The sequence below is a fragment of the Sediminispirochaeta smaragdinae DSM 11293 genome, from assembly GCF_000143985.1.
Taxonomy (GTDB): domain Bacteria; phylum Spirochaetota; class Spirochaetia; order DSM-16054; family Sediminispirochaetaceae; genus Sediminispirochaeta; species Sediminispirochaeta smaragdinae.
In genome coordinates, this window is the sequence record NC_014364.1 from 2,014,642 (window position 1) to 2,040,434 (window position 25,793).

Consider the following 25,793-nt stretch of genomic DNA (forward strand, 5'->3'; position numbering starts at 1 on the left):
GAACCAAGAAAGTTGTATCTCTCAAAAACAAGCTGATAGAGCGTATTCAGTCGGACTATTATAAACCAGGAGACCGATTTCTTTCAAATCGATATATCGAAGAGCGGTTTGGCGTTAGCTATCAGACCGCCTATCGGATTACAAAAGAGTTGGCAGAAGAGGGGTATCTTACTCTTGTCCCTTCCTCTGGTGCCTTTATTGCAGGTCCTCAAAATAAGCTGAAAGGTGTTTCGCTTTTTTTTCAGTCAAGAGCACAACAGAAAGGTAGCTTCGGGAATCGTTTGCTAAGGGGAATTGTTCAGGAGCTGAGGCGTGCGGATATTCTTACTCAGACCTTTTATCTTGAACAAGGAGAAAAATTGGATATTGATCCAGCTTTCTTTCCTGTCCTGTGGGAAACCCCACAACTTCTTGAGGCTATTACTACACGAAGGCAGTATTGTCTTCTACTGAATGAGCGTCCAAAACCAGGTATCAGCAGTACCTTTGTAGACAGCATTACTATCGATGATTTTTCGGGAGGAGTTACCGCTGCTGAGTTATTCCTGCAAAAGGGGACGATCCACGATCCTGTGATCATAGCAGGCCCCGATCGTGATCTCAGAAGCATTGCTAGAGTCCAGGGCTTTCTCTCCCTTTTCCCTGATGCAAGCGTGTTTAAAGCAGATAGCTGGTATTTTGAGCCCGGATATATTCAAGCTTCAGTCTTATTTCTCAATCCTGTCGATGCGGTATTTTGTTGTAATGACCGTTTGGCTTCTGCCGTTGTCAGTTATATTTATGATCACACAAAAAAGCATGTTCCCATTATTGGTTTTGATGATGCACCGATATCGGAGCAGATGAATATTGCGACCATAGCAATTCCCTGGGATGATTTTATAAACCTGTCGGTTGATATAATAAAGGGCAGGTTATCAAACACCCTGAATTCTACTATTCATTATGTGCTTGTGACTCGCCCTATTCATAGAGGCAATCTTATTTCTTATCACATGCCTTGATGGCTATCCTTTGCAAAACAGGATGCGCCTATTGCCCCTGCATAATCTTTCAGATTGGGTATGATGAGCGACACTCGTTCGCCGTTAGGTCTCCATTCAAACTGATCGAGGAAATTATGTAATGGTATAAATAAATCCTTACCAGCCTTTGCAATTCCCCCGCCGATGATAATTGCTTCTGGATCAAGAATATTGATGAGTGAAGCAATTGCCGCCGCAAGAGCCCTGACTGATTCAAGCCAGATCGAAGTTGCATACGGATCATTCTGTCGATAACGCTCGACGAGTATTTTTGTCGAGCTAATGCGTCCTTCTGTTCGTTCGGAAATAGAGTTATCTCCTATATAAGTATCGATACTACCGGGAGTACCGCAAATATCGGGGCCTCCTTTGTAATTTACACTGAGGTGCCCAATATGGCCGGCTCTTCCCAACCTCCCTTGAAATAATTTCCCGTCGAGCATAATCGCTCCACCGACTCCAGTTCCAAGAGTGAGCATGATAACATCTTTTCGTCCTTTTGCAGCACCAAGCTGCACTTCCCCGTAAAGAGCAGCTTGTGCGTCGTTAAGGACAAAAATTTTCCCGGGAGAATCGAGGTAGACTTCCCAGTCTAAGTTTTCCAAACCAAGGAGACGGCCTGGCATCGCTGTAATTCTTTTGTTGTTTGTATCTGCAAGCCCGGGAGATGAAATACCGATCCACGATGGATCACGACCCTGTTCGCTTTTAATTTTGCTTATCCCTTGGCGAATACGCTGTGCCCATATTGGGGCTCCTTGCTGAAGGCTCTCGAAATGATCGTTCGTCTCCCACAGATAGTTTTTCAGGATCACCCGATTTTCCTGCATTACTACTGCCTTAATGAGCGTTCCTCCCAAATCAATGCCTATCCCGTAGTTCATCTTTCTTGCTCCGATATATTCCACTCAGTAATTTTCAATATTCTGCCAGTCGGCATGAAAAGCTTCTATTGCTTCATCGACGAGATCTTGGCGGAGAAAGGATTCGACATCTTTTTCCCAAATAAAACCTGATTTGATGCCCTGTTCGGCATACGTTTCAATTTCCGTTGCATGATAAATTCCTGTACAAATTTCAATATTAAGTTGTTGTCGGTCAATTATTTTCTGCATCTTTATAACGCCTTCCATTTTACTCATGATATTGCGTTTCTGCAGCATTCCTGAGTATGGGGCAATTTGTTTCGCACCGGCTGCGGAAGCCAGTAACATCCAAGAACTTGTAGGAACCACTGTTGCCATAGTAGGGATATTCCGATCAGCAAGCCTTCGAATTACCTCTATACCCTCAAGGCTTGCAGGAACCTTGATTCGAATTTTCTCCGGGTTAATAGAAAGCATTCGTTCCGCCTCTTCCAGCATTTCTTTTGTGCTTCCGTCCTTGAGTTGGAAATAGGCGATATCTGCGATAGAAATAATATCTCGAAACAGTTCTACTTTGTTTTTGTTTTCAAGTGAAACAACATGTGGATTGGTAATGACTCCTTTAAAGAATCCATATCGAAGACAAGTCTCGATTCGCCGCATATTCGCTGTTGCCAACCAAAAATCCATACTACTACCTCCTTAAAGCGATGAAAGAAACTGCTTATGTGCTGTAAAGATTGCTTTTTCCAGTATAGCCACCTTGTGTTCAGATTCCGAAACATTGTGGCTTGGGTAGACCAGCGGATGATAACCTTCCATTTCCAAGATCCTGGTCGTTTCCACAACAATGCTGTTTATGATTAACATATTTGCAATTGTAGAACTCCCGCCTGATTTGTGCGTTTCCAAAATTGGAATCAAGGCATCTCCCTCCGGAGTACAATTGTCAATGGCAATGTCGGAAAGTTCATGAAGCCGTTGTGTGATGTTCGTATGCTTTGGTCTATTGGCCGAGGCATGGAGAAAGGAGGAAAGGCTTATTGTCGTTACGCCTCTTTGTGACGCAGCGAGACAGAGCTCCAAGGGAAGTGCATTGATGCCCGAGTTTGAAACGATAATGAGGCAATCCCCTTTTTGTAAGGCATAGTTGGAAAGGATGACTTCGGCAAACCCTTCTGTCTGCTCAAGAAAAGACATTTGCTTTTGGCCTCCTTTTCCGGTGACAAAGCCGTTGAAGCCGAATACAGGCTCGGTTATCTGGATAAAACCGGGAATAGAACCGATTCGGGGAAAGGCTTCCTGGCAGGGGAGCGAACTGTGACCTGCTCCGAAAAGTAATACTGGACGTTTTTTTGCGATGACCCCCGCACAAATCTTTGAAGCTGAAGTGAGGCTATCTTTTTGAGTGATCTGAATTTTCTGGGCTATTTCGATAATCGCATCAATGTATTTCATATAATAATTATCCTTATCTATATGATTTATTACACATAATACATGGTATTTATTGGTATGGGTAGCATTTATTTTTATATCATATCGGTTTTGTGTATTTATTATAAAAAATAACTTGCAAATTTTTTGATCAATGGTACTATTTTTAGCTGTAGACTTATTTTTGGAGTATGCGATGACAAAACAAGAACGCGTTAAAGCAGTTTTTGCATTTAAAGAACCTGACCTTGTACCAATCGACTTTGGCGCTACCAATAACTCCGGTATAGCACTTCATGCTTATAAGGACCTTATTCATTATATGGACCTTAACGACCAGACAATCAGGGCATCTGACATGATTCAACAATTGGCGGAGCCTTCGGAAGAACTTCTCCTTCGCTTCGAAACGGAATTCAGAGGAGGACTTCCGAAATATTATGCAACTATTCCTCTTCCTGTTGAGAGTGCGAACTGGAAAGCTGCGCATATAAAAAAGAATGGAATCCTGCAATATCAAGATGAATGGGATGTTGTCTATCGTTTTGATCCGAAGCATGATTTTTACTATTCACGTATTTCAGGACCTCTTGAAGGAACTACAGTAGAAATAGATGATATCCGTCATCTTTCCATGCCGTCGGGAGACGAGTCTTGGCGTTTCCCGGAAGTCGAACAAAAAATGGTCACGTACAGAAAGACCGGAAATGTTACTGTGCTGCGTTCCGTTTGCTCGGGACTTGTGGAGATGGCGTCTAAGTTACGCGGCATGGACAATTTTCTCGTTGATGCCATGATGACACCCAAAACGGCGGAATATCTTTTACATAGAATTTTCGATGTAAAAATGCGTTTCTGGGATGCTGTCCTGGATAAAATGGGAACCAGCCTTGATATTGCCGTGGAAGCGGATGATTATGGTACACAAGAATCCCTTTTGATTTCACCGCTTCTGTTTAAAAAACTTCTAAAACCGCTTTGGAGCGAACTTTTTTCGCATATAAAGAGAAAAGCACCTCATATCAAAATTTTATTTCATTCGTGTGGGGCTGTAAGAGCCTTGATTCCCGATTTTATCGAAATGGGAGCTGACGCTTTGAATCCCATTCATATCACGGCACGAGGTATGGAACCCGAAGGTCTTAAACACGATTTCGGAAAGGAAATTGTTTTTTGGGGTGGGGGAATCGATACCCAGCGGGTCTTGCCCATGGGAACCGCCCAAGAAATTCAGGATGACGTCAAGCGTAATTTCGACGCCCTTGCACCGGGCGGCGGCTGGGTCTTTGCTCCTGTACATAATATTCAAGCAGATGTTTCTCCCAAAAGGATATTAATGATGATGAACACATTCAGGCAGCTTCGAGAAAAGTGAACGCCCAAATGGGCAATATCAAATTATTGCGTTGAAAGCTTTTGCTTTTCAATAACTATTTTATAGGAGGCCATTGTGAAAAAGCTAACCAAGGTACTTAGTGTTTTGTTGATGATCTGTACAGGACTTAATGTTTTTGCAGCAGGAAACCAGGAAACGAGTGACGGGATTGTCATCGGTGTCTCTCTTCCGACGCAGAGAGAGGCTCGTTGGGTGCGCGACAAAGAGACAATGGAAGCCTATGCCGAAGAGCTCGGCATAGATCTACGTATGGCTGTTGCCGATGCGGATATGGCCCAGCAGGCTTCTCAGGTTGAAAACTTGCTTGCGCAACAGGTTGATGTACTCATTCTTGCCCCGCATGATGCCTCGGCCAGTGCCAGTCTTGTGAAAAGGAGCGTTGCGGAAGGTGTTCCTGTTATTTCCTATGCGAGATTAATTCGGGACACTTCTGATATCTCCCTCTTTATGGCAATTGATCCCGAAGAAGTAGGCCGTTTACAGGGGAAATTCCTTGTCGATACCGTCGGCCCTGGAAACTACATTCTTATGGCAGGAGCTCCTACCGATTATAATGCCACGCTTTTTTTCAATGGGGCGATGGAGTATATAAAGCCGATGGTTGACTCTGGGGAAATCAATGTTGTTGCCGAACAAGCGGTCGAGAACTGGCTTCCCGCGAATGCGCTCGCAATTGTCGAAAATGCTTTAACTGCTGCGAATAATAAGGTAGATGCCATTCTCGCCCCTAACGACGGTACCGCAGGTGGGGCAATCGTTGCTCTGGAAGCCCAAGGGCTTGTCGGCCAAGTTGTGATTACAGGACAAGATGCTGAAGTGGCCGCAATGAAGCGCATTGTTGCGGGGACTCAGACAATGTCGGTTCTGAAAGATACCAGAATTCTTGGAAAGGCGGCCATTGATGCTGCAGTAAAAATCGCACAGGGAGAAACTCCTGATACCCATGGTTCTACCATTGACAACGGCGCAGGCGAGATTCCTGCGCTTCTGATTCCCCCAATTGTTATTACAAAGGATAATCTTGATGAAGTAGTTATCAACAGCGGTTATCTGGAGCGATCGCAGGTATACGGAGAGTAGGAAATCGATTCCTTGAACCAAACGTGGGTCAAGGCCCGCGTTTGGTTTTACCAGGAGATGTGAATGCAGGAACAACAGACAAAGATAGTTCTTGAATTACAAGACATTACCAAGAGGTTCCCCGGTGTTCTTGCGCTTGATAATGTAAGTTTCAAGCTTCGTGCCGGAGAAATTCATGCCTTGGTTGGGGAAAACGGGGCAGGCAAGTCTACTTTGATGAAGGTTCTTAGCGGTATATATCCAAAAGGTAGCTATTCGGGAACGATTCTGCTTCATGGAACACCGGTGGAATTTTCCGATATCAAAGAGAGCGAACAGCATGGGATTGCCGTTATTTATCAGGAATTGGCACTTGTTCCCTATCTAACTGTTCGGCAAAATCTTTTTCTTGGAAATGAAAGAAGAAAAGGATTGCGAATAAACGATATTGAGGAATATAAACTTGCCCAAAAGGTTCTTGAACGTGTAGGCATTAATGTTTCCCCAGATGCACATGTCATCGACCTGGGGATTGGGCAGCAGCAGTTAATCGAAATAGCAAAGGCTCTGCTCAAGCAGGCAAAAATTTTGATATTGGATGAACCGACTGCAGCCCTGAATGAGCAGGAAAGTGAAAATCTTTTGGAGATTATACGTGAGCTTAGTAAAGAAGGAGTGAGCCTCGTTTTTATCAGTCATAAGCTTGAAGAAGTATTATCCATTGCCGATTCGATAACGATCCTTCGAGATGGTAGGAGCATTGTGTCTACCGTAGACGATGATAAAACTGTCAACCTCTGGTCGGAAAAAAACATCATAAAATATATGGTCGGGCGTCCAATGGAGCAACGATTTCCTCGTGAACCCCATAACAGGGGAGATCATATTCTTTCATTGCGAAATTGGACGCTCTACCATAGTGAACGGAAGGATCGGACAATCATCAACAATCTTTCTCTTGATGTCTTTACCGGAGAAGTCCTCGGAATCGCAGGTCTTATGGGATCGGGACGGACAGAGCTTGCAACAAGTATTTTTGGTACCTACAACGGAATTGTTACAGGAGAGATTGAAATAGACGGCCACAGCAGCGGTCCGTTAACAACAGAGGCTTGCATTGCCAAAGGAATAGTATACCTCACGGAAGATCGAAAGAATTTGGGGCTTGTACTAAACATGAGTGTGCAAGAAAATTCGACCCTTGCCGTTCTCGGCAGGCTTACTCGTCATGGTCTTGTAGTCGACTCGTTTGAAGAAAAAAAGGCCGCTCGAAAATATTGTGAAGAACTAACGATCAAAACTCCATCCTTGGAACAACGGGCTATGAACTTAAGTGGAGGCAATCAGCAAAAGTTGGTCTTAGCTAAATGGATTATGGTCGAGCCGAGAGTGTTAATCCTCGACGAACCGACACGAGGGATTGATGTCGGCGCGAAATTTGAAATTTACAAAATTATCAATCGCCTCATCGAACGTGGCATGGCGGTTATCATGATTTCTTCGGAATTGCCGGAAATTCTTGGAATGAGTGACAGGATCATTGTATTCCACGAAGGACAAATCAGAGCAGATCTGCGGCATGAAGAAGCTGACCCTGAAAAAGTTATGTTTTATGCAACCGGAGGTATTGAAAATGGAAAAGCCTGATTCGGTCCTTCTTCTTGTTCGAGAGCAGATCGAACGAAATTTGAAGCAATATATGATGGTGTTGATACTCGGAGGAATCTGGTTGATTTTTACTATCCTAACCGGAGGCCTCTTTTTCACTGCCAGAAACTATACAAATCTGCTCCAGCAGACGGCCTATACTGCCATAGCAGCTATGGGAGTTGTTTTGGTCATTGTCGCAGGGCATATCGATCTCTCCATCGGGTCCGTTGTAGGCCTTGCGGGTGCTGTGGCCGCATATTTGCAAGTGTACCATGGTATGCCTACCTTCATAGCTATTTTGGCTGCTCTCCTGGTCGGTGCCCTTATCGGAGCCTGGCAGGGATATTGGATTTCATATCGGAATATCCCTGCCTTTATTGTTACCCTTGCCGGAATGACGTTGTTCCGTGGTATTCTCATCTATATAACCCAGGGACAGACAATTTCTCCAATTTGGGATAGTTTTAGCGCCATTGGACAGGGATACCTTCCCAAGATAAATAACGCTTGTAGGATACATGATTCAACCCTTTATCTAACAGTTGTTGTCGTGTTCCTTTACAACATACTCCAAGTTTCTTTTTATCTTCGCAAGCAACGTAATCTTCTTATTACCCTTCCAGGTGCACTACAGTTTATCAAACAGTTGCTGGTAAGCATCGCAATTATTTTCTTTTCAGGTTTTCTTATCTTGTATCGTGGCATACCATATTCTATTATTTTAGTTTTTTTTGTGGCGCTCCTTTATTCTTTCATAGCAACGAAGACACCATTCGGGAGATATGTTTATGCCATCGGTGGAAACCGTGAGGCCGCTCGATATTCCGGAATTAATATACGCAAAGTAAACTTTTCTATTTTTGTAAGTATGGGAATATTGGCTAGTCTCTCAGGGGTTGTGTTTACCGCTCGGCTGAGCTCTGCCGCAGCAAGCACCGGCCAAGGCTTTGAACTTGATGTTATTGCCTCTGCGATAATAGGGGGAGCAAATCCCCTTGGGGGCGAAGGTACGATTATCGGTGCGTTGCTCGGTGCCTTAATAATGTCTAGTATCAATAATGGAATGAGCTTGATGAATATGTCTGCAGATATACAGATGATCTGTAAAGGACTCGTCTTGCTTATTGCTGTTTGGTTTGATCTTTCTACAAAGAATAGAAAATAGTAGACTCATACATTGTCGGAGGAGAGAGAATCCCATTCTCTCTCCCTAAATTACCTGGTACTTGTCAATTTTAAAAGCATCTCCAGTATGCCAAAATCGAATCCCTATCGATCAGCTTTGATGCTGTCAACGGCATTGCTCATTTCATTATAACAAGCTCATAATCCCGGGTGCCCAGGCCGATTTTCTCTGCATGCGCTAAGCAGGTACGCCATTCGGATTCGGGAGTGGAGTTGATGAAATGATCATGATGATCAACGAAGCCCGGTTTTGCTATATTCTCAGATAGCTGACTGCCAGGAAGCGGTTCAGCTTTCAGACAGGCATCTGCACAGGCCTGGTCCAGAGCCAGGGGATCAAAGGATGCGAACATGCCTAAATTGGGCAGAATGGGTGCATCATTTTCTCCGTGACAATCACAGTTGGGCGAGACATCCACTACCAAAGAAATGTGAAAGTTAGGCCGACCATCAAGCACTGCCTTTGTATATTCGGCCATGCGGCGGTTCAACAGTTCAACGGCATTATCGCCACTGAAAACAATGGCATCAAAATTACATGCACCCAGACAGCGTCCGCAGCCAACACAATGTTCCTGATTAACATGCATCTTTTTTGCGGCCGCATCAAACTCCAGACCGTTGTTGGCGCACTCCCGTTCGCATCTGCGGCAGCCACGGCAAAGAGCCTGGTCGATGTGTGGCTTACCACTGCTGTGCTGATCGGTTTTTCCTGCACGGGAGCCGCAGCCCATGCCGATGTTTTTGATGGTACCGCCGAAGCCCGTCATCTCATGCCCCTTAAAATGGGTCAGACTGATAAACACATCGGCGTCCATAATGGTTCGTCCAATTCGGGCTTCTTTTACATATTCCCCTCCGGACACAGGCACTGCGATATCGTCGGTCCCTTTTAACCCGTCTCCTATCAGGACAGGACAGCCCACGGTCAGAGGTGTAAATCCGTTTTCCCATGCACATTCCAAATGCTCTATCGCATTTTTTCGACTACCGGGGTACATAGTGTTACAGTCTGTCAAAAAGGGCTTACCGCCAAGCTCCTTCACGAGGTCGACCACGGCTTTAGCATAATTGGGGCGGAGGTAGCTGATATTTCCCAGCTCTCCGAAATGCATCTTAATGGCTGCAAACTTGCCATCCATATCGATTTGGCCGATACCGGCTCGTTTTAGTAACTTTTTCAGTTTGGTGGGAAGTCCGTCTCCGAAAGCTATCGTGCGAAAATCCGTAAAATAGACCTTTGCTTTTTCCATTCCTCATTCACTCCTGTTTTGAAAACGTGTCTATCCACTTGATATATCATAGGCTTTATATTCCCTATAGAAAAAATAGCAGTTGTAGTTTACTCCATGTCAATAGTGCGATCGTGGCATGTGTAAAAATAGAAAGACATGAAGCAATTTTATGATATCATTCCTGCATAAAAAGAAAAGATGAGTGAAACTCAGACTTTGGAGACTTCATAACTCACCTTTATGCAATTTTCACCGTTAAGATAAAAGACAAAAAAAGTCCTTGCATTGCAAGGACTTAAAAAGAGCGTCCGATCGGAATCGAACCGACATCTTCAGCTTGGAAGGCTGAGGTAATAGCCATTATACGACGGACGCATATTGGAATATACTACATTCCTCTGTGGCAATGTTTTTACGTGAAAACAGGAAAAAAGTCAAGGCCCCCCTTTTAGACAATTGTGGGGTGATGTGTCTTGAAAGGTTTTTTTTGATGCGGTAGTATCGGCGAACCAGAAAATCATGTCAGATATAGAGAAGGAATGAGTTATGGGATTACGAGGGGAAGTCTTTTCAACCAGGTTCAGCACGGAAAAGCGTACCTACTTTTTCAATGTAAAAGAGAATAGAAAGGGTGATCTGTTTCTCAATATCGTGGAAAGCAAAAAGCATGGCGATATCGGTGGGTACGAACGTCAGTCGGTAATTGTTTTCGACGATGAGCTGGAGGATTTTACCAGAGAACTTAACAAAGCAATCGATTTCATGAAGAAAAAATCCTGAAGCTTTTGCGATGGATCTCACTCAGGCCGTACTGGCGGCAGAGTTCTCTGTGTAATTTTGTTGGGTAGCCTTTGTGGCGTTCAAAGTGCCATGCCGGTTCGATCCAGCTGTAGCGAATCATCCAGCGGTCTCGCGCCTCCTTAGCGAGGATTGAGGCCGCTTGTATGTGGGGGTGGGTTTGGTCGCCCCTGATGATGGCTTCTATTCGCGGGTGGTCGAGTTTCGGAGGAAATTTCCCATCGACCTGAACGATTTGTACGAGCGTACGGGCCTTCTGATCTATGGCTTCGAAAGCACGTTTCATGGCAAGGAGAGAGGCGTTGTGGATATTAATTCTGTCGATCTCTTCCGGCCACACCCAGCCCACACCATAGCTGCAGGAGGAAAGAATCTCCTTCAGGGCGATGTTTCGTTTGGCCGGTGAGAGTTTCTTCGAATCGTCGAGTAGCCCGACAGGAAAAGCTGCAGGTAGAATAACAGCTGCAGCGGTTACCGGGCCCGCAAGAGGACCCCTGCCGGCTTCGTCGATGCCGCAGTATTCAATTGTTGTCATACCGGGTATACTACGATAGTTGGAGTGTAGTTGTATACGTGGTATAGTATCAAAAGGAACAGGTAAGCTTTAAGTATACGGGAGCATCGGTGTTTTTAAAAAGCATTCAAATATTCGGCTTTAAATCCTTTGCCGATAGGAGCGTCATCGAATTTCGTGACGGTATCAGTGCCTTACTCGGGCCAAACGGTTGCGGTAAGAGCAACGTCGTGGATTCTATCAAATGGGTTCTCGGAGAACAGTCGACCAAGACCCTGCGAGCCGAAAAAATGGAAGATGTCATCTTCAACGGGACGGAAAATCGAAAGGCACTTAATGTTGCTGAGGTGACCCTCACATTAAGCAACGATGATGGTGTCCTTCCCATAGAGATACCCGAAATCGAGGTGAAACGGCGCCTCCACCGTTCCGGTGAATCGGAATACTTTATCAATTCTGCTCCGGTAAAGCTTCGTGAGGTTCGTGAGCTGTTCTTCGATACCGGGATAGGAAAATCATCTTATTCCATCATGGAACAGGGGAAGATCGATCAGATCCTTTCAAACAAGCCCGAAGAGCGGCGCTATATCTTTGAAGAGGCTGCTGGCATCACCAAGTATAAACTCAAGGGCGCGGAGGCCGAACGGAAGCTCCAACGGACCGAAGAAAATATGCGTCAGGTGGAGGGTATCCTTCGGGAGGTTAAGCGCTCCTACGACACCCTCAAGGTACAGTCGGAAAAGACTTTTTCCTATCGTGATTTGAAAGAACGTATTTTTGACCTTGAACTTGATATTCAGCTGTTAAAATTAAAGGGAATTCTCGACGATCAGCATCAGAAAGAGGAAAAGTTAAAGGAAAAGAGCCAAAAGCGGGATGAACTGCGATCCGCCATCGATACCATCAATAACCTGCTCGAAGAGAACCTTGATCAGGTTAATAGTATGGAGTCGAGTCTCATAGAGGCTCAGAAAAAGCTTTACGGTATTGATATCGAGAAGAGCAATAGGGAGAGCCGCAGGCAGATATTGACCGAGCGCTCGTCCGAGCTCGAACAGCAGGCAAAGACTGCCGTAGAACGCCAATCTTCCATCCGGGAAAAGATTGCAAGTACGGGAGAGGGCATTAGTGCCAGGGAGGCCTCCTTGGCTGAGTTCGATAAGCGTATCGGCGAGATCGAGGAACACATAGCCTCCTTTACCCGGAATATCGAATCTGCCAACGGTAGAATCGGTGAAAATGAGAAGCACATCGCCCAGAATGAGAAAACGGTCCTCTCTCTTGAAAGACAGCGGGAGGATTTGCAGGTCAAACTCAGGGAAATTACCGACGATATTGTGACGCAACTCGACAGTAAACTGAAGGAGACCGGTTATTCCCGCCAGGAACGGGCGGACATGGAAGAAGAGATTCTCAATACCATTGAGTCTCTCTCGATCCAATTGAAGGGAAAGCAGTCGTTGGTCGAGGATGCCCTTAAGCTTGACGAGAGTGAAAAGCAGAAGACTCTTTCACTGGTGCGGGATGCTTTTGAGGCCACCGGCTTGGCGACGAAAAAGCTTTCTGAGCTTTTTACCCGTTATCGCAGCGCCGTTCCTTCCTTTATCGATGAATTTCTTGCGCCCGAGGGAATTATCACCATAAAACGTGAGATCGACCGTAATATCGAGGAAGCCGGAACGGAAATGACCCGCCGGAGGGAAGAAATCGCGGCCCTTCGCGAGGAAAACAAGAACCTTTCTTCGAAAATCGAGGAGTATCGTCGTACCCTGGAGGAGCTTCGCATCAGTCGTGCCCAGATGGACACCCAAAAAGAGGCCATGAAGGAGAGCCTTGCGGGCCTGAAACGGGAATTGAACGATCTGGAAAAGCAGCTTGCCGCGGCAGAGGCGGAGGCCCAACGCTGCAAGCTTAACATTGAGGAAAACAGTGCCAAGATCAAGGCTCTTGACAGGGAGCGGGTGGAGCTCGACCAGCAGGAGGCCAAACTTAAGAAGGAACTGACTAACCTTGAGGCAGGGATCAACGACCGTAATAAAGAACTGCTGAAAAAAGAGGATAACCTCAAACAGCAGATGGACCAACTCGGAAAGATCCAGAGTCAGGTCGAACAACTCCAGGTGAATCTTGCCGGTCTCAACGCCGAGGTTCGCAATATCTACGACAATTTTCGTGATCGTCATTCAAGGGATTTAAACGAGTATGACTCTCGTATGTTCGAAATACGCGAGGATGCAAAGGACCTACGGGATAAGCTTTCCAAGGCCAAAGAGGAGCTCAAAGCCCTGGGCCAGGTGAATTTGATGGCCCCTGAGGAGTTTTCCGAGGTTAAGGAGCGCTACGACTTTCTTAATGGTCAACTTGATGATCTCTACAAGGCCAGAGAGGATCTTACCCGCATTACCAAACAGATCAGGGTTGAGTCTACCGAACTTTTCCTCGACACCTACGAAAAGATAAAGAAAAACTTTCATTCGATGTTTCGCCGTCTTTTCGGAGGAGGAAGAGGAGAGCTTCAGCTTACAGAGCCCAATGAGGTTCTTACCAGCGGTATTGAGATATACGCTCAGCCTCCGGGAAAGAAACTTGAGAATATCTCCCTGCTTTCCGGTGGAGAAAGGAGCCTGACAGCCGTCGGACTGCTGTTCGCCACCTATATGGTGAAACCTTCTCCTTTTTGTATTCTTGATGAGATCGATGCTGCCCTTGACGAATCGAACGTCGGCCGTTTTGTCAATGTATTGATGGAATTCGGTAACAAGAGCCAGTTTATCGTTATTACTCATAACAAGAAGACGGTCGCCGGTGCGAAAACCCTTCTCGGTGTAACCATGGAGGAGTCCGGTGTTTCGAAGATCATCGCCGTCAGACTGGCCGACGATGGAAATGTTGTTGAAGAGGAAGTCGATGAGCCGGATGGAGTTCCTACAGAGTAGGGCCTTTCGTATTTATCTTACGGTGACCCTCTCGGTTGCCGTTCTCGCTCTTTTGGTGACCATTGTCGTTGCCCTGGCCTCTTCTGCCCATGCTCCGCAGAGAAGTAGGATAACTTCTCCTCAACCGCAATCTGTGACAGGGAAGAAAACGCAGATTGCTCCCGAATCCATGCTTCTGCCCCAAAGCTGGAAAAGCCCTGATACGGTCGAGCTGATTCCTTACCACCAATCCTCCGGAACCTGGGATGATGAGCGAATCAGGCCCTTTTGGGTTGCTCCTGGTCAGGTAGAGCAGGAGTCCCTGCAGAAGAAAAGCGATGAGGCGGTAGAGCAATTTCTGGGGACATTGCCGTGATCGTACGATCCCTCGGGTTGGGCTTTGTATTCTTGTTGACCCTTGCCTCGTGCGCATCTGGTCCCGCTACGCGGCAGTCTACCGATCTGAGGATCGACACCGGGGGGCAGGAGGCGGATACTGCCCCTATAAACGCTTCTGTAATGGATCCGGCGCCCATCTTGATTTCCGATCTGCTAAGGCCGGCGGGCGGGGAAGATGAGTCATATTCGGTCGATTTACCACTTCCCGAGCCTCCTGCTCCGCCCCTTCCCGAATGTATTTCGGTCTCCATGCTTCCGGCTTCTTCCGAATATGATTTTTCCCAATTGGAGGGTATCGATGAGCCTGTTCCTCCTTCCGTACCGGACACCCCGAAGCTAAGCGAGTCCGAAATTGAGGCAGTTCCCCGCCCCAAGGCGATTCCCAAACCAATGGCTGCCGTGGAAGCGGATTCTGAACCGAGCAGCGAATCCGGGGCTTCTGCCGTGGAAGGATCTGCGGCGGTGAAAGCTCCGGCCGTCGTTCCGGCATCCTCTTCTTCCGTTTCTTCCGTCGTTACTCCTCCTTCTGCAAGCCTGGATTCGCAGGAGAATCCCATCGTCTCGGAGCTTACTGCGGCGGTAGGCGAAAATGTGACCATTATCCTCGATGGAAGGGGGTGGATCTATCTGGGAGCAAAATCCCAATCGTCTGTCGGAGCCTCGGGCGAAAGTCCGGTGGAATTTATGGAACGCAGCTTTGGAGAAAACAACAGCCGCTTTCTTTTCCTTACCGTAGCCGAGGGAAATGTGCTCCTCAGCTTCCAAAAACAGGAGGCGGCAACGGGGAAAAGCCTATCCCAACGCTATCTCGTGATAGTTACCGGCTCCGAAGAGGCAGCCGCTTCCCAGGGGCAGGGACACCCGGCATCTGCAGGAAATAGCTCCGAGGGCTTTGAAAAACAGGATGGGACACTTGTTCCTTCTTTCAGTATAGACGAGTTGGCCACGGCCTACCGAGAGGGGCGGCAAACAGAGGCCCTTTCCCATCTTTTAGAGCTTCTTGATGCCGAAAAAGAGAAAAAGGATTCGCCCCTTGGTCTTTCCCAATTTGCCATACTTGAGAAGCCCGGAGCCGACGCTGTTTCGATGCTTCAGGCCTCTTCGCTTCTCGAGCTCCTTGATAGCCAGGTTGAACGGGGTGGGGGAAAGGAGGTGCTTGACTTTTTGCTTTGGTTTGTACCTTCGCTTCCGTCCTCTCAGCGGGATGAATTCTACTATCGTATCGGCCGTCTTTATGAGGAGACACTGCGTCCGCAAAACCCCGAACAGGCGGTTGAATACTACCGAAAAATCAGGGAAGCTTATCCGTGGAGTCGCTACTGGAATGATGCAGTAAAACGGGAACGCTACCTGCGCCGTCACTTTTTAGAACTACGTTAGGCGTTGACACGGCTTTGCAAAATGCGGTATAAAACCTAGAACTGCGGACGATGGGATTGGTATGTTAGAAAGAATTTCCGATAAGTTTTCAGATATTTTTAGGCAACTCTCGGGTAAGGCAACCATTTCTGAGAAAAATATTCAGGATGCCGTCGAAGAGATCAAGGTTGCGTTGCTCGAGGCTGATGTAAACCTTCGGGTTGTTCGACGATTTGTGAATCGAACCATCGAAGAGGCTAAAGGTGAGGCCGTTCTCAAAGCGGTAAACCCCGGCCAGCAGTTTGTGAAGATTGTAAACGATAAAATCGTGCAACTGCTTGGCGACGAGCATCAGGATCTTGAGCTTAAAGGGCCGGATGCCCTCTCTTCCATTTTGATGATGGGACTTCAAGGTTCCGGAAAGACGACCACTTCTGCGAAGCTGGGGCTTCGCCTTAAAAAAGAGGGACGAAGGGTTCTTTTGGTTGCCGCCGACTTGGTTCGTCCTGCCGCTGTCGATCAGCTCAAGGTCCTTGGTAAGCAGGTCGATCTTGAGGTCTTCTCCCTTGAAAAAGAGAAAGATCCGGTAAAGCTTGTCGGCGAAGCCAAAAAATATGCGATCAAGTCGAGTTTCAACACTATGATTGTAGATACGTCGGGACGTCTTCATCTTGATGAAGAGATGATGAAGCAGATTGTCGATATCAAGAGGGTCCTTGATCCTCAGGAACAGCTTTTCGTTGCCGATTCAATGACCGGGCAGGAAGCGGTTACCATAGCAAAGTCGTTTGACGAACAGGTCGGTATCAGCGGTGTTGTGCTGACCAAGTTCGATTCCGATACACGCGGAGGCGCCGCCCTTTCCCTTAAGAGCGTCACCGGTAAGCCGATCAAGTATGTCGGTGTGGGAGAAAAACCCGAGGACCTTGACCCCTTTTATCCCGAGCGGATCGCTTCCCGTATCCTCGGCATGGGAGATGTCGTCAGTCTGGTGGAAAAGGCTCAGGAAACCATCGATCTTGAAGAGGCTGCGGCCCTGCAGGAGAAAATGATTTCCGCCACCTTTACCCTGGAGGACTATCTCGAATCCTTTGCACGGATGCGAAAGATGGGAAGTGTTCAGTCGCTTCTTGAGATGATCCCCGGTGCCAAGGGGGCCATCAGCGAGGACGACATCGACGAAAAGGAGATGAAAAAGGAAGAGGCAATCATCCTCTCCATGACCATTGTAGAGCGTCGCAATCACCGGATCATCGGTCCCTCTCGCAGGAAGAGGATAGCAAAAGGAAGCGGTTCCTCTGTCGCCGAGGTAAACCGTCTGATCAAACGTTTCGAAAAGATGCGACTTATGATGAAAAAGGTTTCGAAGAATAAAAAATACCAAGCTAAGTTGATGCAAAATCTTGGTGTATAATTTTCAAGAACGCGTTAGGAGGTTCTAGTTGAGTGTTAAAATAAGACTGAAGCGGTTCGGGACCAAGAAACGGCCCTACTATCGAATTGTCGTTATGGATTCCAGGGCTCCCCGCGACGGCCGGACCCTGGATGAGGTTGGTCTTTATCATCCCATCGAAAATGCTGACCGTCAGCTTCGACTCGATGAGGAAAAGATCAAGGGATGGATTTCCAAAGGCGCGCAGCCGACCGATACGGTCAGAAAGCTGCTCAACAGCCGAGAAATCCGTATCGAACGTTAAACGGCGCCGTCGCCCTGGGAGTTAGAAACGTGGAAAAAGATCTTGTTGAGTATATTGCAAAGTCCCTTGTTGACGATCCCGACGGGGTGGAAGTGAATTTGATTGAGGGTGAGAAATCCACTATTCTCGAACTACGGGTTTCTCAGGATGATATCGGAAAGGTGATCGGAAAACACGGCCGGATTGCAAAAGCGGTACGAACGATACTTAGTGCTTCGGCTACCAAAACCGGTAAAAGGGTTGTGCTCGAGATCCTCGATTGATGGATACGGTTGTTATTGGTAAGGTGCGGACCTCACATGGGGTCCGCGGCTTATTGAAGGTACGAAGTCTTTCCGGAGAGACCGGCCACTTTCTTGCTCTTAAGGAAGTGGTATTGAAACGTGAGCGTGGTGAGCGCTCTTTTGTCGTTGAATCTGTTCGGGTCGCCGGCAGTGATCTGTTGATGAAGCTTCGGGGAATCGATTCCCCTGAAGAAGGAAAGCTCTGGGCAGGTGCCGATATGATTGTGTCAAAAGAGCTTGGAGCGGCCTTGCGCGAAGATGAATATTACTATTCCGATCTTATAGGCTGCGCTGTGGTGTGCCGTGGATCGGAGGTGGGAACGATTGTTTCGATCGTTGAAAACGGTGTTTCTGACCTTTTAGAGGTCAAGACCGATGGGGGAAAATGGATTGTTCCCTTTCAGAAGCACTTCGTCGGTTCCGTGGATCTTGTTTCCCGGACTGTCGAGCTTCTGGAACCGGGATTGTTGGAATGAAATTTACCATTCTGACGCTTTTTCCCGAGATTATTGAAGGGTTTTTCTCTTCGTCGATCATGGCAAAGGCTGTTGAACGAGGGTTGATTGATCTTCGTCTGGTTGATGTGAGAGATTTTGCCTTTGATCGTCACAGAACCTGCGATGATGCGCCCTACGGCGGCGGGGCCGGAATGGTCCTAAAGGCCGAACCTCTTGCCGGTGCTCTGGATTCGGTGGATGCAGCGGACAAGCGGGTCGTGTTTCCGACGCCTTCGGGAAGGCCCTTTACGCAGGAAAAGGCTTGCGAACTCTCCAGAGAGGGAGAGCTTGTCTTTATCTGCGGAAGATACGAGGGGATCGATCAGCGGATAATCGATCTCTATGTCGATGACGAGCTCTCTATCGGCGATTATGTGATTTCTTCCGGTGAAGTTGCAAGTTTGGTTATGATCGATGCGATCTATCGGCTTGTCGACGGGGTTATCAGCGGCGAATCACTCGAGGAAGAGAGTTTTACCGATGATTTGCTGGAATATCCGCATTATACGCGACCGCAGGTATTCCGCGGTCTTGTGGTTCCGGATATACTGCTATCCGGCCACCATGCCGAGATTGCTCGATGGCGTCACCAGCGACGTATCGAAAAGACGGCGGCAAATAGACCCGAACTGCTGAAACGCAGTGGGGACGAGGACAGAACGAATACGTATTGAAAAGGAAATACGAAAGGGGACGGCAATGGATGTGATAAAAACGATCGAAGCAGAGCAGCTTACCGAAGGACGCGAGAATTTCCGCATCGGTGATACGGTGAAGGTCCACTACAAGATTGTTGAGGGACAGACCGAGCGGATTCAGGTCTATGAAGGCTTGGTGATCGCTATGAACAACGGCGGTGTCAGAAAAACCGTTACCGTGCGCAAGATGTCGTACGGAGTGGGAGTGGAAAGGGTATTTCCTCTTCATAGCCCGAAGATCGAAAAGATTGAGTTGGTACGCCATGGGCGGGTTCGCCGTGCAAAGCTTTACTATATACGGGATCGTGTGGGAAAGGCTTCAAAGGTACGCGAGCTGATCAAAAAGAAGGGACAAAAGGCAAGCGAGGCTGCCAGATAAGCCTGGCTCATGTCCTCACTTGTTATCCCTCAGTCTGTATTAACACAAGCCGGATTGTACCCGATGGTGCGGTCCGGTCTTTTTGTCTCCTTTGAGGTTCTTGATACAGATGGGAAGGGTAAGTGGACCATTCTTTTGGAAGGAAAACGGTTGCAAGTCTCTTCTGATGTAATCCTTGAAAAGGGACGTCGATATGGGGCTTCTCTGCATGTTTCCAATGGTCAGGTACGATTGAAACTTGATGCCCTTTCCCGCTCCGGTAGTGTGACTGATATGTTTAACAATGCTGCGGGGAGTAAGCTTTCGATGGACGTGGTGCGAATCCTCACGGCCGCGGCTCTTCCGCTTCGAGGGGCGTTGGTGGATGAGGTTGTGAGCCTGCTTCGCCGCTTCCAAAGCGATCGTTTTGGTATCCGACTCATCTCTTTGTTACTTGGAAAGGACATTGATCCCGGGGCAGGGAATGCCTATCATACGCTTCTGCCTCTGTTCGATTTCGGTGGCGATGGGGGACAAGAGAAACGAAGGCAACACCGTCGGCGTCGCGAGAGGGCTTTCTCTCCGGAGCTTTTGAAAGAGGTGATCACTGATTCCTGTAAGGAGGGCTCTCTCCTTACCCTCTTTAATCAGCTGAAAGGACGCGGGGATGATCACTGGATGCTTTTTCCCCTTCCCGAACTCCGTGAGGGGAAAGATAATCTTTCAGGTGTTTTACGAATTCGTTTTAAGGGCATGCCTCCTGCAGTGAATTTTAGCCGTGCTGTTCTCGACCTTCGTCTTTGTGAGGCGGAACGGTTTTTCTTTATTGTGGAACCTGCCGACGGTAGCTTGAGACTTTCGGCTTTATTGCCGGAGGATCGTTTGAATCGCTTGGATCATCGTCTGCTTGCAGATTTTCAGAAAAAATTGGATAACCTTGGGATTCGTTTTGACGATATTAAAAGTATGGAAGGGTTCGACGGTTGTGATTTCCCTGATGAAAAGGGTCCGAGAGGTTTTGATGCTTTGGTGTGAAGAAAAGGATGCTTGAAAAAGCCATAGCTCTTGCATATGATAGAGACACATATTCTGCACCGCGGATTACCGCCAAGGGAAGTGGTGAAGCGGCAAAACGGCTTATTGCCCTTGCCAAAAAACATGGTGTGCCTGTAATGGGTGACGAGGAACTTGTACAGCGGCTTTATCTCTTTGATCTTGAAGCGGTCATTCCGGAAGACCTCTATGAAGTTGTTGCGGAAATCTACAGTTTTGTTTGGAATTTACGGGAAGGCGCATGAAAAAATATAAAGTCAGTGAGCTTCAGGACGGTATGCAGTTTTCTGCCCCCGTTTATATTGATGAAGAGAGTCTCCTGGTTCCTGAAGGGGTGGCAATCCGCGAGAAAGATATTGAACGATTAAAACGTTGGGAGGTCGAGGTTGTCACCAGCGAGGGTTCTCCCATCATTGAGCAGGATTTCCAGCAGCAGATATCTTCGATCGACGGTAATATCGGGAAGAAGTTACTTCAACTCTATTCCGATGCCTTGACCATTGCAGATCAATTCTATGTTGATGCGGAACAGGGAAGCGGCCTTGATACAGGAGCCGTCGATGAATTGATGGGCAGTTATTATCCTGCTCTCCGCGATGCTGTTGACGATGCCATGGGATTGACCTTTCGTCAAAGTAAAACCGAAAGCCGTTATGCCGGTGGGGCCATCAATTGTATGATTCTTTCCATGGCCATAGGGCAACGCATTAATCTTCCCGGGCACCGCTTGATGAATCTTGCTTTGGCAGCTTTTCTTCACGATATTGGCATGACAAGAATACCTCGTGCCATTGTCGAAAAGAAAGAGCGTTTGACAGAAGATGAGATGAAAGCGGTTATGGCCCATCCTATTCACTCCTACAGAATCATTACAAAAGAGCTTGGACTTTCCGAAGAAGTGGGAAGAATTGTCCTTCTTCATCATGAGCGCTGGGATGGTAAGGGGTATCCAAAGGGCTTAACCGGAAAAGAAATCCCTGTAGCATCCAGAATTATCTCTGTTGCAGATGCTTATGAGGCAATGATTCGCGATCGCCCCTATCGGGGCTCGATGATAGGCTATAAAGCGGTCCGCCAGGTCTTAAATGATAATGGGCGAAGGTATGATTCAGATATTCTGAAGGTCTTCATCAAAAGTATGGGGGTATATCCTCCCGGAAGTGTGGTTATTCTGCAGGACGGAAGCGTCGGTAAGGTTATACGAAATCACAGGGATGTTCCTTTGCGCCCCGTGGTGCGTGTTTTGGTTAACAGCGATGGCGAGAGGCTTGCTTCTGGAAAACAGCGTGAGGTCGATCTCCTGGTAACTCCCGATGCTTTTATTGCCCGCGCCGTGCATCCCCGTGAGCTTGAGAACGCTTCGTGAATAGTGTCGCCCTGGGCCGGAAGGGGGAGGACCATGCGGTGCGGTTCCTTCTGGATAATGGGTATGAAATTCTTGCGAGGAACTACCGTTTCGGTGGTGGAGAGGTTGATATTATAGCCGGAAAGGATGATCGTATCCATTTCGTTGAGGTGAAAAGCTGGAAGGTATATGGTATGGAAAATCTGGAGTATGCGCTTAATGCGAAAAAACGAGCACGGATTATTGCAGCTTCCAGGGGATATCTTGCCAAACATGCAAGCTTTGATAAAGACCGGATTTCTTTCGATTTTTTATTTCTTGATGCTTCAGGAATAATAACACACCTGACGGATGTTTTTAGTGAAACGGGGATGGTATGAGCCGTAAACAGAGAAAAATCGATCCGCGTAAGATCGAAGAGCTGAAACGGAAGATCAATGATCAGCGGTATATCAATGGTGCCATCGAGTCTCTTGCACTTGTCATTACGAAAGAATTGCTTCATTTAAACGGAGAATAGCCTTGGAAGAACAACAGAAACGCCAGAATAAGAGTACAGGCAAAAGAAGGCGCGGCAGACGGGGAAATCGAAGTCGTAAACCGCAGCGGCCGAAGCTCGACCTGGTATGCTCGATTTGCGGTAAGCCGATAAAGTATGTATACACCGCCATAGAGTATGGCGAAAAGCGGGAGCCCATACACTTTGATTGCATTCTCAAGAAGTTGGGAGAAGAAGAGGAGTTGGGCCCTAACGAGAAAATTTGCTATCTCGGTCAGGGAACCTTTGGTATAATACGATATCATAATGGTTCTGGTGGTAAGCGATTTTCTATTCGGAAGAAAATTGCGGTGGAAGAGCAAAATGGGATCGCCGAATGGCGAAAGGAGCTGGGTAAGGCGGTTCGCAGGTAGGATGCCGGTTGCTATATGTCATTGAAGTACGCGATTTTGGGCCTTCTTGATGAAGAGCCCTGTTATGGTTATGAAATCAAGCATCGGTTTGAAGAAACAATGGGTGATCTCTGGCCCATTTCTTATGGACAGCTTTATCCCACGCTCCGCCGTTTGACTGGTGATAACCTTGTGACGGTGCAAGTTGTTCAGGGTAAGAAAGCGGTCGACAAACGCGTCTATTCGATAACCGAAAAAGGGAAGGCTCTCTTTAATCGCTGGCTTTTCGGTGAGGATAAAAAGATACAAACCTCCATCAAAGATGAATTTTCTCTTAGCCTCTTTTTTGCCGAACGAATGAAACGGGATGAGCTTGTCTCTGCCATTCGTAAGTTGCATAAAAAAACGATAAAGCGTCTTTCTTTGCTCCGTGGTTCTGCGAAGAGTCAGGGACTTGATTCGCTCCATTATAAGAAGTTTCTCGTCAGGAAAATGGAGTTGATGATGGAGGCCGAGGAGATGTGGCTTCGTGAGTTACTCGAGGATTTGACGTAACATTGGACCCCTTGGATCCCCATTGGATCGATCATAAAAAACTCCGCCGATTTCGACGGAGTTTTTTATGTATCGTGAAAGAAAGGAGTAGATGGCTTTATAATTGCTGAAGCTTTTTAATGACTTCCTGTGCCTTTTGTTTGACTGGTCTGATGTAATTCCCAGAAGAGATGCGGACCAAGGCTCGATAGACAGAGGCGTCGTTCAAAGTATCATTGCTGCCCAAGAGCTTTTCAAACGCAAGCAGCGAAGCAAAGGCAAAGTTATTATCCGGGGTCATGATATCGTCATTCAGGATGGAAAATGCAAGGGCTTCGGTTACCTGGTTGTTCTCGTTATAACCGATTGAACCGAGAGCATAGGCAGCCTCCGCCTTGACCATTGGCTCTTCATCATTGAGAAGTATGTTGATCAAAGAATCCTTTGATTTTATACCACCCATTTTCCCCAACAGTTCACAAGCGCGGCGTCGAATCTCCGGAAAATTGTTAACCATCCGGCCGTTTTCCCGATACTGAGCCCCTGTCCCTTCAAGAGAGAGAGAATCAAGTATGTAGTGAACCTCTTCGTCTCCCTCTTGTACCCTTCCGTCGTTGATCATCTCTTCGAGACTGTCCAAGGCCTCAACCTTCATATCCCGGTCGGAGCTGAAGGCAAGCTCGCCGATGATTTTCAGTTCGACACTCTGCAGAAAGATATCCTCGACCGTTTTCTCTTTCTCCTCCCCAGTCTCAGCTTTACTCTTATCCTGCTCCTGCTGCTGGGAAAAGAGGCTTATCGGGGCAAACAGAACCATTGCCGAAACGATTAAGCCCCAAAATGCCATACTCTTCTTCATACCATACTCCGTTTTTCCGTGGTTTATTCGATGATGCCGATCTTCCATTGGTTGTCGACCTTTTGCAGTTCATAAATAATTACCGGCGTGTTGTCTACGTACATATAAGCCCGTACACGATTTTCATCCAGCGCCTTTATCTCATCAAGTCGTACATTCTGCCTGCTCCCTACGACTACATAATGAAAATAGTCCTTTAAAGAGCGTAAAACAACACTATACTTCTTAAGAAGGGGAGCTTCGGATTGTGCGCGTAGAACGGCGGGATCACTGTAATAGGCTCTATACTCCTTCGTCAGATACGTCAGCCACTTTTCATAGTCTTTTGCTGCAATAATTTTATTCAATTCCTGAACAAGATCGGATAAATCTCGCTTTGTTTCCTTGTAGGCCGTCTCGGAGAGAACAAATTCTGATTCTGCTTGGCCATGTGTCGGTGTCGCTTCAGCCGGTGCCTTTGGCGGCTCCTGTACGGGAGGCTGTTCCTGAACGACCGAAGCCTTGGGAAGTTCCTGTACCTCGGTTACTGCTTTGTTACCAGCACAGGAAGCGACTATCAATAGCACCAGCGTCAGTATGGCCAACAGCCACAATGTATGAAAAGGCCTTTCCATACGTATCATCGTTTTCATCATTACCTCAAGTGTACCGAGCTGGGCCCTGTTTGTCAAAACCCTTTTTCGCTATCTTATTGACGGGCGCTGGCTGATATCATAGACTTTGTTATCATGTTGAAAGCAATGTTTCCAGGGACCTTCGATCCCCCTACAAACGGACATTTGAACCTCATCACCAGAGCGGCAGCGATTTTTGAAAAGGTCTATGTTGTTATAGCGGTGAATAGAGGAAAAAGCTGTTTTTTCAGTGAACAGGAGCGTTTTTTGATGATGCAGGAACTCCTGGCTCCCTATGGCAACGTCGAGGTGGTCCTCTGGGATCGGCTTGTTGTTGAATTTGCGGCCGCACACGATGTAAAGGTCATGCTCAGAGGCGTAAGAGCCCTCGCCGACTTCGGTTATGAATTTGAACTGGCCATGACCAACAAAGGGCTTGCCCCGGATCTTGAGATCATGTTTATGCCCACCGACCCGAAATACTTTGTCCTGCGATCATCCGCTATCAAGGAGATTGCCGATTTCGGTGGTGATGTTTCATCGATGGTTCCTCCTTTGGTCGTAAAGGCTTTAAAGGAGCGTCATCAGCGGTGATGTGCGGAGTAGTTGACATGGGGGGCTTATATGCGGTAGGCTCTTTTGACTGTTGTAACACGATAATTCTTACCGGAAGGAGAGGATATAATGGCAGTACCCAAATATAAGACTTCCAAAGCTCGATCCAGATCCCGGCGATCGGCTAACATGAAGCTGAAGGCCCCGGGGCTTATTGAGTGCACAACCTGCGGAAATATGGTACTTCCCCACCACGTTTGTCCCAAGTGCGGACATTATCGGGGTAAGCAAGTTCTTGAACTGCAGGATATGGCGTAAGTAAGGAGAAGCATATGGACGAATTGTTTGAGAAAGTAAAAAAGCTTATTTCCGAAAAGCTTGAAGTGGAGCCCGAAAAGGTTACCATGGAGGCTTCTTTTCGACAGGATCTTGGTGCCGACAGCCTCGATACCTATGAGTTGGTTTATGCCATAGAGGAAGAGATGAAAATTACTATTCCCGATGAGAAGGCAAATGAGTTCGAAACTGTCGGCGATGCAGTGGAGTTCCTGCGAAGCCAGTCGAAGTAAA

Annotated in this window: 32 protein-coding genes and 1 tRNA gene; 25 read left to right on the top strand and 8 right to left on the bottom strand. The window is 47.2% G+C overall.

The genetic code is table 11. From position 1 onward, the window contains the following. The first annotated feature begins 149 nt into the window (after positions 1-149). Positions 150-1,004, top strand: a complete 855-nt coding sequence (locus SPIRS_RS09400; RefSeq protein WP_245537747.1) for a substrate-binding domain-containing protein — start codon at positions 150-152, stop codon at positions 1,002-1,004. Here SPIRS_RS09400 and SPIRS_RS09405 read toward each other — a convergent pair. The 3 genes from SPIRS_RS09405 to SPIRS_RS09415 are packed head-to-tail and all read right to left on the bottom strand — an operon-like array spanning position 992 to position 3,349. Then, the gene (locus tag SPIRS_RS09405) at positions 992-1,909 is read right to left on the bottom strand and encodes an ROK family protein (protein ID WP_013254448.1); all 918 of its coding nucleotides are present in this window, start codon (positions 1,907-1,909) and stop codon (positions 992-994) included. The genes SPIRS_RS09400 and SPIRS_RS09405 overlap by 13 nt on opposite strands. Positions 1,910-1,933: 24 nt before the next feature. Further along, entirely contained in the window at positions 1,934-2,581 is a 648-nt protein-coding gene (locus SPIRS_RS09410) for a transaldolase family protein (RefSeq protein WP_013254449.1), read from the bottom strand. A gap of 12 nt (positions 2,582-2,593) precedes the next feature. Continuing rightward, complete coding sequence (locus SPIRS_RS09415; RefSeq protein WP_013254450.1) at positions 2,594-3,349, bottom strand: sugar isomerase domain-containing protein; 756 nt, start codon at positions 3,347-3,349, stop codon at positions 2,594-2,596. 133 nt (positions 3,350-3,482) lie between these two features. On the opposite strand from SPIRS_RS09415, the gene SPIRS_RS09420 reads away from it, so the two are divergent. The 4 genes from SPIRS_RS09420 to SPIRS_RS09435 all read left to right on the top strand — a co-directional run bounded on the left by SPIRS_RS09420 (position 3,483) and on the right by SPIRS_RS09435 (position 8,598). Next, positions 3,483-4,703, top strand: a complete 1,221-nt coding sequence (locus tag SPIRS_RS09420) for a uroporphyrinogen decarboxylase family protein (RefSeq protein WP_216086409.1) — start codon at positions 3,483-3,485, stop codon at positions 4,701-4,703. Positions 4,704-4,778: 75 nt separating this feature from the next. Next, a complete protein-coding gene (locus SPIRS_RS09425) occupies positions 4,779-5,804 on the top strand; it encodes a sugar ABC transporter substrate-binding protein (protein WP_013254452.1) in 1,026 nt (341 codons plus the stop codon). A gap of 63 nt (positions 5,805-5,867) precedes the next feature. Beyond that, positions 5,868-7,430: a sugar ABC transporter ATP-binding protein gene (locus SPIRS_RS09430; protein WP_013254453.1), complete on the top strand. Its 1,563-nt coding sequence runs from the start codon at positions 5,868-5,870 to the stop codon at positions 7,428-7,430. Beyond that, positions 7,417-8,598 (top strand): sugar ABC transporter permease, encoded by a 1,182-nt coding sequence (locus SPIRS_RS09435; RefSeq protein ID WP_013254454.1) that lies wholly within the window; start codon positions 7,417-7,419, stop codon positions 8,596-8,598. Before SPIRS_RS09430 ends, SPIRS_RS09435 begins: the two co-directional genes overlap by 14 nt. A gap of 139 nt (positions 8,599-8,737) precedes the next feature. Here SPIRS_RS09435 and SPIRS_RS09440 read toward each other — a convergent pair whose 3' ends face one another. Beyond that, complete coding sequence (locus tag SPIRS_RS09440; RefSeq protein WP_013254455.1) at positions 8,738-9,871, bottom strand: DUF362 domain-containing protein; 1,134 nt, start codon at positions 9,869-9,871, stop codon at positions 8,738-8,740. Between the two features lie 285 nt (positions 9,872-10,156). Then, positions 10,157-10,228 (bottom strand) — tRNA-Gly (locus SPIRS_RS09445). A 171-nt stretch (positions 10,229-10,399) separates the two neighbouring features. Between SPIRS_RS09445 and SPIRS_RS09450 the strand changes: the two genes are divergently transcribed. Further along, complete coding sequence (locus tag SPIRS_RS09450; protein WP_013254456.1) at positions 10,400-10,633, top strand: DUF3276 family protein; 234 nt, start codon at positions 10,400-10,402, stop codon at positions 10,631-10,633. Here SPIRS_RS09450 and SPIRS_RS09455 read toward each other — a convergent pair. Beyond that, on the bottom strand, positions 10,614-11,186 hold the full coding sequence (locus SPIRS_RS09455) for a ribonuclease HII (protein ID WP_013254457.1): 573 nt from the start codon (positions 11,184-11,186) through the stop codon (positions 10,614-10,616). The two genes, SPIRS_RS09450 and SPIRS_RS09455, sit on opposite strands and share 20 nt — an antisense overlap. Before the next feature lie 89 nt (positions 11,187-11,275). Here SPIRS_RS09455 and SPIRS_RS09460 point away from each other — a divergent pair, with 89 nt between their 5' ends. The 16 genes from SPIRS_RS09460 to SPIRS_RS09530 all read left to right on the top strand — a co-directional run bounded on the left by SPIRS_RS09460 (position 11,276) and on the right by SPIRS_RS09530 (position 23,216). Beyond that, positions 11,276-14,101 carry a chromosome segregation SMC family protein gene (locus SPIRS_RS09460; RefSeq protein WP_013254458.1) on the top strand — a complete coding sequence of 942 codons (2,826 nt, stop codon included), beginning with the start codon at positions 11,276-11,278 and terminating at the stop codon, positions 14,099-14,101. After that, positions 14,073-14,456, top strand: coding sequence for a hypothetical protein (locus tag SPIRS_RS09465; RefSeq protein ID WP_013254459.1), 384 nt, complete (start codon positions 14,073-14,075; stop codon positions 14,454-14,456). The genes SPIRS_RS09460 and SPIRS_RS09465 overlap by 29 nt, the downstream gene beginning before the upstream one ends. After that, positions 14,453-15,859: a tetratricopeptide repeat protein gene (locus tag SPIRS_RS09470; RefSeq protein ID WP_013254460.1), complete on the top strand. Its 1,407-nt coding sequence runs from the start codon at positions 14,453-14,455 to the stop codon at positions 15,857-15,859. The genes SPIRS_RS09465 and SPIRS_RS09470 overlap by 4 nt, the downstream gene beginning before the upstream one ends. Before the next feature lie 61 nt (positions 15,860-15,920). Continuing rightward, positions 15,921-17,252 (top strand): signal recognition particle protein, encoded by a 1,332-nt coding sequence (gene ffh, locus SPIRS_RS09475; RefSeq protein ID WP_013254461.1) that lies wholly within the window; start codon positions 15,921-15,923, stop codon positions 17,250-17,252. A gap of 28 nt (positions 17,253-17,280) precedes the next feature. After that, positions 17,281-17,535 (top strand): 30S ribosomal protein S16, encoded by a 255-nt coding sequence (gene rpsP / locus SPIRS_RS09480; RefSeq protein ID WP_013254462.1) that lies wholly within the window; start codon positions 17,281-17,283, stop codon positions 17,533-17,535. 29 nt (positions 17,536-17,564) lie between these two features. After that, entirely contained in the window at positions 17,565-17,798 is a 234-nt protein-coding gene (locus tag SPIRS_RS09485; RefSeq protein ID WP_013254463.1) for a KH domain-containing protein, read from the top strand. Next, positions 17,798-18,295: a ribosome maturation factor RimM gene (gene rimM / locus SPIRS_RS09490; RefSeq protein WP_013254464.1), complete on the top strand. Its 498-nt coding sequence runs from the start codon at positions 17,798-17,800 to the stop codon at positions 18,293-18,295. Before SPIRS_RS09485 ends, rimM begins: the two co-directional genes overlap by 1 nt. Next, positions 18,292-18,990, top strand: a complete 699-nt coding sequence (gene trmD, locus SPIRS_RS09495) for a tRNA (guanosine(37)-N1)-methyltransferase TrmD (protein WP_013254465.1) — start codon at positions 18,292-18,294, stop codon at positions 18,988-18,990. The genes rimM and trmD overlap by 4 nt, the downstream gene beginning before the upstream one ends. Positions 18,991-19,015: 25 nt before the next feature. Beyond that, positions 19,016-19,393, top strand: a complete 378-nt coding sequence (gene rplS, locus SPIRS_RS09500; protein WP_013254466.1) for a 50S ribosomal protein L19 — start codon at positions 19,016-19,018, stop codon at positions 19,391-19,393. Between the two features lie 63 nt (positions 19,394-19,456). Beyond that, on the top strand, positions 19,457-20,407 hold the full coding sequence (locus SPIRS_RS09505) for a hypothetical protein (protein WP_013254467.1): 951 nt from the start codon (positions 19,457-19,459) through the stop codon (positions 20,405-20,407). Between the two features lie 8 nt (positions 20,408-20,415). Then, positions 20,416-20,670, top strand: a complete 255-nt coding sequence (locus SPIRS_RS09510; RefSeq protein ID WP_013254468.1) for an EscU/YscU/HrcU family type III secretion system export apparatus switch protein — start codon at positions 20,416-20,418, stop codon at positions 20,668-20,670. Next, positions 20,667-21,791 (top strand): HD-GYP domain-containing protein, encoded by a 1,125-nt coding sequence (locus SPIRS_RS09515; RefSeq protein ID WP_013254469.1) that lies wholly within the window; start codon positions 20,667-20,669, stop codon positions 21,789-21,791. The genes SPIRS_RS09510 and SPIRS_RS09515 overlap by 4 nt, the downstream gene beginning before the upstream one ends. Beyond that, positions 21,788-22,150, top strand: coding sequence for a YraN family protein (locus SPIRS_RS09520; RefSeq protein WP_013254470.1), 363 nt, complete (start codon positions 21,788-21,790; stop codon positions 22,148-22,150). Before SPIRS_RS09515 ends, SPIRS_RS09520 begins: the two co-directional genes overlap by 4 nt. Continuing rightward, positions 22,147-22,290 (top strand): hypothetical protein, encoded by a 144-nt coding sequence (locus SPIRS_RS22505; protein WP_013254471.1) that lies wholly within the window; start codon positions 22,147-22,149, stop codon positions 22,288-22,290. Before SPIRS_RS09520 ends, SPIRS_RS22505 begins: the two co-directional genes overlap by 4 nt. A gap of 2 nt (positions 22,291-22,292) precedes the next feature. Next, positions 22,293-22,682, top strand: coding sequence for a hypothetical protein (locus SPIRS_RS09525; protein ID WP_013254472.1), 390 nt, complete (start codon positions 22,293-22,295; stop codon positions 22,680-22,682). A 15-nt stretch (positions 22,683-22,697) separates the two neighbouring features. Then, entirely contained in the window at positions 22,698-23,216 is a 519-nt protein-coding gene (locus SPIRS_RS09530; protein ID WP_013254473.1) for a PadR family transcriptional regulator, read from the top strand. 97 nt (positions 23,217-23,313) lie between these two features. Here the strand turns inward: SPIRS_RS09530 and SPIRS_RS09535 are convergent, their stop codons facing one another. Together SPIRS_RS09535 and SPIRS_RS09540 are read right to left on the bottom strand one after the other, a co-directional pair. Then, positions 23,314-24,054, bottom strand: coding sequence for a HEAT repeat domain-containing protein (locus SPIRS_RS09535; protein WP_013254474.1), 741 nt, complete (start codon positions 24,052-24,054; stop codon positions 23,314-23,316). A gap of 23 nt (positions 24,055-24,077) precedes the next feature. Further along, the gene (locus SPIRS_RS09540; protein ID WP_245537748.1) at positions 24,078-24,677 is read right to left on the bottom strand and encodes a type 2 periplasmic-binding domain-containing protein; all 600 of its coding nucleotides are present in this window, start codon (positions 24,675-24,677) and stop codon (positions 24,078-24,080) included. Between the two features lie 105 nt (positions 24,678-24,782). On the opposite strand from SPIRS_RS09540, the gene coaD reads away from it, so the two are divergent. The 3 genes from coaD to acpP all read left to right on the top strand — a co-directional run bounded on the left by coaD (position 24,783) and on the right by acpP (position 25,792). Further along, the gene (gene coaD, locus SPIRS_RS09545; protein ID WP_013254476.1) at positions 24,783-25,262 is read left to right on the top strand and encodes a pantetheine-phosphate adenylyltransferase; all 480 of its coding nucleotides are present in this window, start codon (positions 24,783-24,785) and stop codon (positions 25,260-25,262) included. A gap of 90 nt (positions 25,263-25,352) precedes the next feature. Continuing rightward, positions 25,353-25,541, top strand: a complete 189-nt coding sequence (rpmF, locus tag SPIRS_RS09550; protein WP_013254477.1) for a 50S ribosomal protein L32 — start codon at positions 25,353-25,355, stop codon at positions 25,539-25,541. Between the two features lie 14 nt (positions 25,542-25,555). After that, positions 25,556-25,792 (top strand): acyl carrier protein, encoded by a 237-nt coding sequence (gene acpP / locus SPIRS_RS09555; protein ID WP_013254478.1) that lies wholly within the window; start codon positions 25,556-25,558, stop codon positions 25,790-25,792. Position 25,793 lies beyond the last annotated feature (1 nt).

Coding starts and splice junctions, on each gene's coding strand:
- rimM (WP_013254464.1), top strand. CDS start 17,798: ATGGATACGGTTGTTATTGGTAAGGTGCGGACCTCACATGGGGTCCGC.
- rpmF (WP_013254477.1), top strand. CDS start 25,353: ATGGCAGTACCCAAATATAAGACTTCCAAAGCTCGATCCAGATCCCGG.
- SPIRS_RS09405 (WP_013254448.1), bottom strand. CDS start 1,909: ATGAACTACGGGATAGGCATTGATTTGGGAGGAACGCTCATTAAGGCA.
- SPIRS_RS09515 (WP_013254469.1), top strand. CDS start 20,667: ATGAAAAAATATAAAGTCAGTGAGCTTCAGGACGGTATGCAGTTTTCT.
- SPIRS_RS09430 (WP_013254453.1), top strand. CDS start 5,868: ATGCAGGAACAACAGACAAAGATAGTTCTTGAATTACAAGACATTACC.
- SPIRS_RS09450 (WP_013254456.1), top strand. CDS start 10,400: ATGGGATTACGAGGGGAAGTCTTTTCAACCAGGTTCAGCACGGAAAAG.
- SPIRS_RS22505 (WP_013254471.1), top strand. CDS start 22,147: ATGAGCCGTAAACAGAGAAAAATCGATCCGCGTAAGATCGAAGAGCTG.
- SPIRS_RS09530 (WP_013254473.1), top strand. CDS start 22,698: ATGTCATTGAAGTACGCGATTTTGGGCCTTCTTGATGAAGAGCCCTGT.
- coaD (WP_013254476.1), top strand. CDS start 24,783: ATGTTGAAAGCAATGTTTCCAGGGACCTTCGATCCCCCTACAAACGGA.
- rplS (WP_013254466.1), top strand. CDS start 19,016: ATGGATGTGATAAAAACGATCGAAGCAGAGCAGCTTACCGAAGGACGC.
- SPIRS_RS09440 (WP_013254455.1), bottom strand. CDS start 9,871: ATGGAAAAAGCAAAGGTCTATTTTACGGATTTTCGCACGATAGCTTTC.
- SPIRS_RS09420 (WP_216086409.1), top strand. CDS start 3,483: ATGGTACTATTTTTAGCTGTAGACTTATTTTTGGAGTATGCGATGACA.
- SPIRS_RS09415 (WP_013254450.1), bottom strand. CDS start 3,349: ATGAAATACATTGATGCGATTATCGAAATAGCCCAGAAAATTCAGATC.
- SPIRS_RS09535 (WP_013254474.1), bottom strand. CDS start 24,054: ATGAAGAAGAGTATGGCATTTTGGGGCTTAATCGTTTCGGCAATGGTT.
- SPIRS_RS09410 (WP_013254449.1), bottom strand. CDS start 2,581: ATGGATTTTTGGTTGGCAACAGCGAATATGCGGCGAATCGAGACTTGT.
- ffh (WP_013254461.1), top strand. CDS start 15,921: ATGTTAGAAAGAATTTCCGATAAGTTTTCAGATATTTTTAGGCAACTC.
- trmD (WP_013254465.1), top strand. CDS start 18,292: ATGAAATTTACCATTCTGACGCTTTTTCCCGAGATTATTGAAGGGTTT.
- SPIRS_RS09455 (WP_013254457.1), bottom strand. CDS start 11,186: ATGACAACAATTGAATACTGCGGCATCGACGAAGCCGGCAGGGGTCCT.
- SPIRS_RS09465 (WP_013254459.1), top strand. CDS start 14,073: ATGAGCCGGATGGAGTTCCTACAGAGTAGGGCCTTTCGTATTTATCTT.
- SPIRS_RS09540 (WP_245537748.1), bottom strand. CDS start 24,677: ATGATACGTATGGAAAGGCCTTTTCATACATTGTGGCTGTTGGCCATA.
- SPIRS_RS09505 (WP_013254467.1), top strand. CDS start 19,457: ATGGTGCGGTCCGGTCTTTTTGTCTCCTTTGAGGTTCTTGATACAGAT.
- acpP (WP_013254478.1), top strand. CDS start 25,556: ATGGACGAATTGTTTGAGAAAGTAAAAAAGCTTATTTCCGAAAAGCTT.
- SPIRS_RS09510 (WP_013254468.1), top strand. CDS start 20,416: ATGCTTGAAAAAGCCATAGCTCTTGCATATGATAGAGACACATATTCT.
- SPIRS_RS09435 (WP_013254454.1), top strand. CDS start 7,417: ATGGAAAAGCCTGATTCGGTCCTTCTTCTTGTTCGAGAGCAGATCGAA.